5 protein-coding genes are annotated in these 5,412 nt (G+C 71.2%); 4 read left to right on the top strand and 1 reads right to left on the bottom strand.

Features of this window, described 5'->3' with window-relative positions:
- From ruvX to ACFXBC_RS08100, 3 genes are all read left to right on the top strand, one after another.
- Positions 1 to 462: Holliday junction resolvase RuvX (gene ruvX / locus ACFXBC_RS08110; protein ID WP_385019994.1), on the top strand; the 462-nt coding region annotated here is incomplete at its 5' end.
- 101 nt (positions 463 to 563) lie between these two features.
- Positions 564 to 2,516, top strand: coding sequence for an endolytic transglycosylase MltG (mltG, locus tag ACFXBC_RS08105; RefSeq protein WP_385019990.1), 1,953 nt, complete (start codon positions 564 to 566; stop codon positions 2,514 to 2,516).
- Entirely contained in the window at positions 2,494 to 3,336 is an 843-nt protein-coding gene (locus ACFXBC_RS08100; RefSeq protein WP_385019987.1) for a shikimate dehydrogenase, read from the top strand. The genes mltG and ACFXBC_RS08100 overlap by 23 nt, the downstream gene beginning before the upstream one ends.
- A 124-nt stretch (positions 3,337 to 3,460) precedes the next feature.
- On the opposite strand, the gene ACFXBC_RS08095 is transcribed toward ACFXBC_RS08100, so the two are convergent.
- Positions 3,461 to 3,835 (bottom strand): hypothetical protein, encoded by a 375-nt coding sequence (locus ACFXBC_RS08095; protein ID WP_385019984.1) that lies wholly within the window; start codon positions 3,833 to 3,835, stop codon positions 3,461 to 3,463.
- A 267-nt stretch (positions 3,836 to 4,102) separates the two neighbouring features.
- Between ACFXBC_RS08095 and aroC the strand changes: the two genes are divergently transcribed.
- The gene (aroC, locus tag ACFXBC_RS08090) at positions 4,103 to 5,287 is read left to right on the top strand and encodes a chorismate synthase (RefSeq protein WP_385019981.1); all 1,185 of its coding nucleotides are present in this window, start codon (positions 4,103 to 4,105) and stop codon (positions 5,285 to 5,287) included.
- The last annotated feature ends 125 nt before the right edge of the window (positions 5,288 to 5,412 follow it).

The following is a 5,412-nucleotide window of genomic DNA, read 5'->3' as shown; positions in this document are numbered from 1 at the left end:
CGCCGTGCCCGCCCTCTCGACTTCGCTCGGGGCCCCGCCTCCGGCGGGCGGCCCTCCTCCCCCCCCGACGGGGTTCTCGCCACCCCGGTGGAGACCGTTCCGGGACGTGATGTCCCGGCCGCGCACCGCCGGTTGAGGCAATTGGTCACCGAGTACGAACCGATCGAGGTCGTGGTCGGCCTTCCCCGTTCCCTGAATGGGGGAGAGGGCCCGGCGGCCGCCAAAGTCCGCGGATTCGCCCAGGAACTCGCTCGTGGTATTGCGCCCATTCCGGTGCGATTGATCGACGAGAGGATGACCACAGTGACAGCGGGTCAGAGTCTGCGCGCCTCAGGGGTAAAGTCCCGGAAGGGCCGTTCTGTCATCGACCAGGCGGCCGCCGTTGTCATCCTGCAGAATGCCCTGGAGTCCGAACGGACGTCAGGCGTTGCTCCAGGTGAGGGCGTCGAAGTGGTTGTCTGATCGCTGTACGGTAACGTTCCGCGCCACGCGGCGGTTTTCGAACGGCTGTCGCACTGCACAAGAGGCGGACCGTCCGGAGGCCTCGCGGCTCTAGGGGACCGATGACTGAGTATGGCCGGGGCGCAGGCTCCGAACCTTGGCATCCCGAGGATCCGTTGTACGGGGATCAGGGATGGGGAGGTCAGCAGGACGCCACCGGCCGGACGCCGTACGACGGTCAGGGACAGGGGCACACCGGGGCGCCCCAGTACGACCAGTACGGCAACCCGCTGTACAGCCGGCCGCAGGACCCGTACCAGCAGCAGTACCCGCAGCAGCACGGGCAGTACCCGCAGGGGCCGGAGCAGCACGGCGCGGACTCCGGCCAGTACGGAGTCCAGCAGGACCCGTACGGCGGAGGCGTGTACGGGCAGGACCAGGGCCAGTACGCCCGGGACCGGCAGGCGTATCCGCAGGACCCGGACCAGCAGCCGTACGCGCAGAATTCGAACGCCCAGCAGTATCCGCAGCAGGGGTACCAGCAGCAGGCCCCGTACCAGCAGCAGTATGCGCAGCCCCCGTACCAGCAGGAGCCGTATCCGCAGCAGGGCCCGCCCCAGCAGAACGGCGGCTGGGAGGGCGGGGCGCAGACCGGTGGGGCACAGGCCGGTGTGGCGTACGGGCCCGATCCGTACCCGCCGTACGGTGGCCAGCCGGTGCACCACCACGGGGAGAACCCCGATTTCTACCGGACGCCGGATGCCTATCCGCCGCCGCAGCCTCCCGGCCGCCGGGACGCGTGGCAGCAGGAGCCGCCGGCGGAGCCCGAGGCCGAGCCGGAGCCCCGGCACGAACCCGAGACGCATCCTTTCTTCACCGGAGCCGAAGCCCCGCTCGGCGGCGGCGATGACGACGACCCCGACCACTCCGACTACTCGGACGACCCCGACGAGAAGAGCGACGGTACCCGCGACCGCCGGGGCAGGACGGGGAAGCCCAAGCGCCGCAACGGCTGTGCCTGCCTCGTGATCTCCCTGGTCATGGTCGGCGGCCTCGCCGGTGCGGGTTATGTGGGCTACGGCTTCTACCAGGACCGCTACGCCCCGCCGCCGGACTACACCGGTGTGGGCAGCACCCCCGTCGAGGTCGAGGTCCCGCGGGGCACCGGGCTCGGCGGGATCGGCCGGCTGCTGAAGCAGAAGGGGATCGTCAAGAGCGTCCAGGCCTTCGTCACAGCGGCCGGGAAGAACCCGAAGGGCAAATCGCTCCAGGCGGGTGTGTACAGCCTCAACCAGCGGATGTCCGCGGAGAACGCCGTCATCGCGATGGTGGACCCGAACAGCCTGAGCCAGCTGATCATCCCGCCGGGCTGGCGGAACGCCACCGTGTACGCGGCCATCGACAAGCGGCTGGAACTGAAGGCCGGTACCACCGCCGGTATCGCCAAGTCGCAGGGCGGCAAACTGGGGCTGCCGGCCTGGGCCGAGGGGCACAAGAACCTCAAGGACCCCCTGGAGGGTTTCCTGGCCCCGGCGAGCTATCCGATCGCCAAGGGGATGAAGCCCGAGGACCTGCTCAAGAAGATGGTCGGCCAGGCGGACAAGGTGTACGGCGACGACAACCTGTCCGCCGCGGCGAGACGGCTGGGGCTCAAGGACCAGTTCCAGGTCGTCACCGTGGCGAGCCTCGTCCAGGCCGAGGGCAAGACCAAGGATGACTTCCGTCGCATGGCGGAGGTCATCTACAACCGCCTGAAGATCGGCAATTCACAGACCAATCAATTCCTCCAGTTCGACTCGACCTACAATTATCTGAAGAAGCAGAACAAGATCAATATCGGTGAAGCGGAAATCCACAAGAACATGGATCCGTACAACACCTATACGCAGCGCGGACTTCCGCCCGGACCCATTGGAAGCCCTGGCCCCGACGCACTCGCTGCTGCCCTGAATCCGACGAAGGACGGTTATCTCTACTTCGTATCGGTCGACGGACACCGAACCGGATTCACCAAGACCTATGCGGAGTTCATGAAATTGAAGAATCAGTTCAATGACAACCAGAATGGTGGCTGAGCCCCGCAGGGCGGCCGTTCTCGGCTCGCCCATCGCGCACTCGCTCTCGCCGGTGCTGCACCGCGCCGCGTACCGGGAACTCGGTCTGGACGACTGGTCGTACGACCGTTTCGAGGTGGACGAGGCGGCCCTGCCCGCATTCGCGGACGGGCTGGACGCGTCCTGGGCGGGGCTCTCGCTGACCATGCCGCTCAAACGGGCGGTCATCCCCCTGCTCGACGAGGTGACCGCGACGGCCGCTTCCGTCGAGGCGGTCAACACGGTGGTGTTCACATCCGACGGGCGCCGGGTCGGTGACAACACCGACATCCCCGGGATGATCGCCGCGATGCGGGAGCGCGGGGTCGAGAAGGTCGAGTCCGCCGCGGTGCTCGGCGCGGGTGCCACCGCCTCGTCCGCGCTGGCGGCACTCTCCCTCATCTGTACGGGCCCGGTCACCGCCTATGTCCGCAGCGCCGCCCGCGCCCAGGAGATGCGCGGCTGGGGCGAGCGGCTGGGGGTCGACGTACGGACGGCGGACTGGGCGGACGCCGCCGGCGCGCTCGACGCGCCGCTGGTCATCGCGACCACCCCGGCCGGTGCCACCGACACGCTCGCCGCCGAGGTCCCCGCCGCGCCCGGCACGCTCTTCGACGTGCTGTACGAACCGTGGCCGACGCCCCTCGCCACCGCCTGGCGGTCCCGCGGCGGAGCCGTCGTCGGGGGGCTCGATCTGCTGGTGCATCAGGCGGTGCTCCAGGTCGAGCAGATGACCGGATGTACGCCCGCGCCGCTGGCCGCGATGCGGGAAGCGGGGGAGCGGGCGCTCACCGCGCGGTGAGGACGGGCCGCTCCCGGGAGGCCGACGCCGGGCCCGCGGACCGGCGCGGCGGCTGCCCCCTGACCGGTGGCACGTACCGTCCGGGCCGGGGCACGTACCGATCCTGTGTCCGGTGGCGCGGGGGTCAGCCACGGCGCCGGAGGGCGATCCCCGTGCCGGCCGCGTAGTCCTGGGTCCAGCTGCGGCCTGCTCCGGATCTCCAGGTGACCTCGACGGAGTCGCCCAGGGCCCTGACCCGCTCCACCGTCATGGAGCGGTCGCCGTCCCTGACATCGCCGCGGCGCAGCTCCCGCGCCTCCACCGTGACCCGCTCGGCGGGCTCCGCACGCTCCGCCTCGTCCGCCGCCCGTACCAGCGCGGCGGCCAGCTCCCTGGCCTGCCCGGGGGAGCAGTGCAGCACGGTCCGCGCGCCCTGCGGCGACGGCCACGCGGTGAGCCGTACCCCTGCGGGACCCGCCGACAGGGCCATCCCCGCGCCGTCCCCGAGCTCCAGTTCCATGTGTTCTCCGCCTCTCCCGGGCAGCCCGGTCCGGAGCCGCCCCCGGCGCCGGCCGCCCACCTGCTCTCCGCATTGGAGCACACCGCACTTCCCGCACCCACACGCCGTGCGCCGGACCGGGCGGCGCCCGGACGGGCGGCAGCGGAGTCCGCCAGCTGGACCCGTGACCGTCCCGGGGTCCGGCCGTGGGAGGATCGGGTCAGGCGGGCCAGGGCCGCGCACCCGGTCGCGCCGTCGCAGATCGAGGCGCGAGCATGAGGAGCACCGTTGAGCAGGTTGCGTTGGCTGACCGCGGGGGAGTCGCACGGACCCGCACTGGTGGCGACGCTGGAGGGGCTTCCCGCCGGCATTTCGGTCACCACGGACATGGTGGCGGACGCGCTCGCCCGGCGGCGGCTCGGATACGGCCGCGGCGCCCGGATGAAGTTCGAGAAGGACGAGGTCACCTTCCTCGGCGGGGTCCGGCACGGGCTGACCATGGGCGGCCCGGTCGCCGTCATGGTCGGCAACACCGAGTGGCCCAAGTGGGAGAAGGTCATGTCGGCCGACCCGGTCGACCCCGACGAGCTGGCCCAGCTGGCCCGTAACGCCCCGCTGACCCGGCCCCGCCCCGGCCATGCCGACCTCGCGGGCATGCAGAAGTACGCACTGGACGAGGCCCGGCCGATCCTGGAGCGCGCCAGCGCCCGGGAGACGGCGGCCCGTGTCGCGCTGGGCACGGTGGCCCGCTCCTACCTGAAGGAGACCACCGGCATCGAGCTGGTCTCGCACGTGGTGGAGCTGGCCGGGGCGAAGGCTCCGTACGGTGTCGTGCCGGTCCCCGCCGACGAGGCGCGGCTGGACGAGGACCCGGTGCGCTGTCTGGACGCGGACGCGTCGAAGGCGATGGTCGCCGAGATCGACCAGGCCCACAAGGACGGTGACACCCTCGGCGGTGTGGTCGAGGTGCTCGCCTACGGCGTACCGGTCGGCCTCGGCTCGCACGTCCACTGGGACCGCAGGCTCGACGCCCGGCTCGCCTCCGCGCTGATGGGGATCCAGGCCATCAAGGGCGTCGAGGTCGGCGACGGCTTCGGCCTGGCCCGTGTGCCCGGCTCGCAGGCTCACGACGAGATCGTGCCGACCGCGGACGGTGTACGCCGCACATCCGGCCGCTCCGGCGGTACCGAGGGCGGTATGTCCACCGGTGAACTGCTGCGCGTACGGGCCGCGATGAAGCCGATCGCGACCGTGCCCCGTGCGCTCGCCACCATCGACGTGGCCACCGGTGAGGTCGCCGCCGCCCACCACCAGCGCTCGGACGTCTGCGCGGTGCCCGCCGCCGGTATCGTCGCCGAGGCCATGGTCGCGCTGGTCCTCGCCGACGCGGTCGCGGAGAAGTTCGGCGGCGACAGCGTGGGCGAGACCCGCCGCAACGTCCGGTCGTTCCTCGACAGCCTGCAGATCCGATGAGCGGGCCGCTGGTCGTCCACCAACGCCCCATTGGCCTCGCCAACACCACCCACCGCGCGCGTCGCGCCCTCCGCGACGCCCCACGCAACCCCCAAACCCCCACCCACAACAAGGAGGCCCAGCGA

The sequence above is a fragment of the Streptomyces sp. NPDC059398 genome (assembly GCF_042751845.1).
Lineage (GTDB): Bacteria > Actinomycetota > Actinomycetes > Streptomycetales > Streptomycetaceae > Streptomyces.
Note: the sequence above shows the minus strand (reverse complement) of the source record. Positions and strands in the feature narration are given on the sequence as shown.

Excerpts from the sequence above, each read along its gene's own strand:
- mltG (WP_385019990.1), top strand. The coding sequence starts at position 564 with ATGACTGAGTATGGCCGGGGCGCAGGCTCCGAACCTTGGCATCCCGAG.
- ACFXBC_RS08100 (WP_385019987.1), top strand. The coding sequence starts at position 2,494 with ATGACAACCAGAATGGTGGCTGAGCCCCGCAGGGCGGCCGTTCTCGGC.
- ACFXBC_RS08095 (WP_385019984.1), bottom strand. The coding sequence starts at position 3,835 with ATGGAACTGGAGCTCGGGGACGGCGCGGGGATGGCCCTGTCGGCGGGT.